This window comes from Edaphobacter sp. HDX4, assembly GCF_036877565.1.
GTDB lineage: Bacteria > Acidobacteriota > Terriglobia > Terriglobales > Acidobacteriaceae > Edaphobacter.
On the sequence record NZ_JAEDXW010000050.1, the window covers coordinates 1 to 1,617 of the forward strand.

General features: G+C 60.5%; 2 protein-coding genes. One reads left to right on the plus strand and one right to left on the minus strand.

Features of this window, described 5'->3' with window-relative positions:
• The first annotated feature begins 180 nt into the window (after positions 1-180).
• A complete protein-coding gene (locus JAO29_RS23085; RefSeq protein WP_334270640.1) occupies positions 181-894 on the plus strand; it encodes an SDR family oxidoreductase in 714 nt (237 codons plus the stop codon).
• Positions 895-914: 20 nt separating this feature from the next.
• On the opposite strand, the gene JAO29_RS23090 is transcribed toward JAO29_RS23085, so the two are convergent.
• Positions 915-1,400, minus strand: coding sequence for a lipocalin-like domain-containing protein (locus JAO29_RS23090; protein ID WP_334270641.1), 486 nt, complete (start codon positions 1,398-1,400; stop codon positions 915-917).
• Between the last annotated feature and the right edge of the window lie 217 nt (positions 1,401-1,617).

Sequence of the window (1,617 nt, forward strand, 5' to 3'; positions counted from 1 at the left end):
AAACGTCGGGAACCACCTTCGCGACAGCTTCTTCGTCGCTAAGGTGGGCATCGAGCGAAGGGCGAACACCTTTCGCTCCTCTGACCACAAATCCCACCCACAACAAGCCGTGTCATCCTGAGCGAAGGCGCAGCCCGAAGTCGAAGGATCTGCTGTTCCCTTCCGCGCATCCAACCCACCATGACCGAAGAACTCAAAGGACAAGTCGCAGTCGTCACCGGAGCCGCACGCGGCATCGGCGCCGCGATCAGCCATCAACTCGCCTCCATGGGAGCCACCGTGATCCTCGTCGCGCGCGACAAGGCAAGCCTCGATCAGGTACGGCAGGACATCGAAGCCGCAGGAGGCTCCGCCCAGACCGCTCCGCTCGACCTGCTCGACGAATCCTCCATCTCCAGACTCGCGGAGACCGTTGAGAGCCAGCACCGCCGTTGCGACATTCTCGTCAATAACGCCGGCATCGGCCTCATCGGCAAGCCGCTCGTCGAGATGGCTCCCTCCGACTGGGACACTCTCATGGGTACCAACCTTCGCGGTCCCTACCTGATGATTCGAGCCCTGGCCCCCATGATGATCTCCGCGCAGTCCGGCCACATCATCAATATCTCGTCGCTCGCTGGCAAGAATCCTCTCGCCAACGGCGCAGCCTACTCCGCCTCGAAGTGGGGACTCAACGGCCTCACCTACTCGGTCGCCGAGGAGCTCCGCCCCCACAACATCCGCGTCTCCGTCATCGCGCCCGGCTCCGTCAACACCGGATTCTCCCGCAGCGACAAGAACGCCGCAAAGAAAGTCCAGCCCGAAGACGTCGCGCGAGTGGTCGCCATGCTCGTTACTCAGGCGCCGCAGTCCTTCGTCAGCGAGGTCCTCCTCCGCCCCACCCAAAAGCCCTGAACCACGCCGGTTTCCCCAAACTATCGGACCCGTCGCAGCACGGTGAGTGGAACAGATCCATCCGGACGCGGCTGGACCTTCCACGATAGCTCATCGCCCTTCATCTCATAGATGCGAACGGCGGTAGTGTCATCCAGGTTGGGAAAAGAGGAGCGATCGATTTGGAAACTGATGGTGCTCTTCACCGGATCGATCGTGTAGCGCCCGAAGTGAACGCTCATGCCAAGCGAGGCGTCCTTATAGTCCTCTGGCGTTCCCTTCAGCTTGTTCCCTGAGGAAAACTTCCGCAGGTCTGCGCGGTAGATCTGGATCGAGTAATAGCCATCGCTCGTGAAGATCACGAGCCCATGCGGATGCTCGCCATAGTCAGAGACGCGGCTTCCGTCAGGTAGCAGTTTATCGGCTGCGCTGAGAACCCATGTCCCCACGATGGACGATGTCTGAGCAGTAGCGGGGAGCTGCACCATCAGCAAGACCGCCAGGAGCGAAAGAAATTTGTTAATCATGCGGCCAATCTAGCAACGCACCCGCAACCGCACAATTTGATTGTTCTCAACCCACCCTTGAGGGATATTTATGCTTTCCTTTGCCGGCCGGCGTTGATGCCTGTGACGCCCGCAGCCTTGCCCTTCGCCTGTGAGTACAGCGCCAGCCGAAGACCCTCCGTGAGCAGTATCGCCATACGATCGACAGCAACACCGCCCGCGCGCGCATTCCGATGCA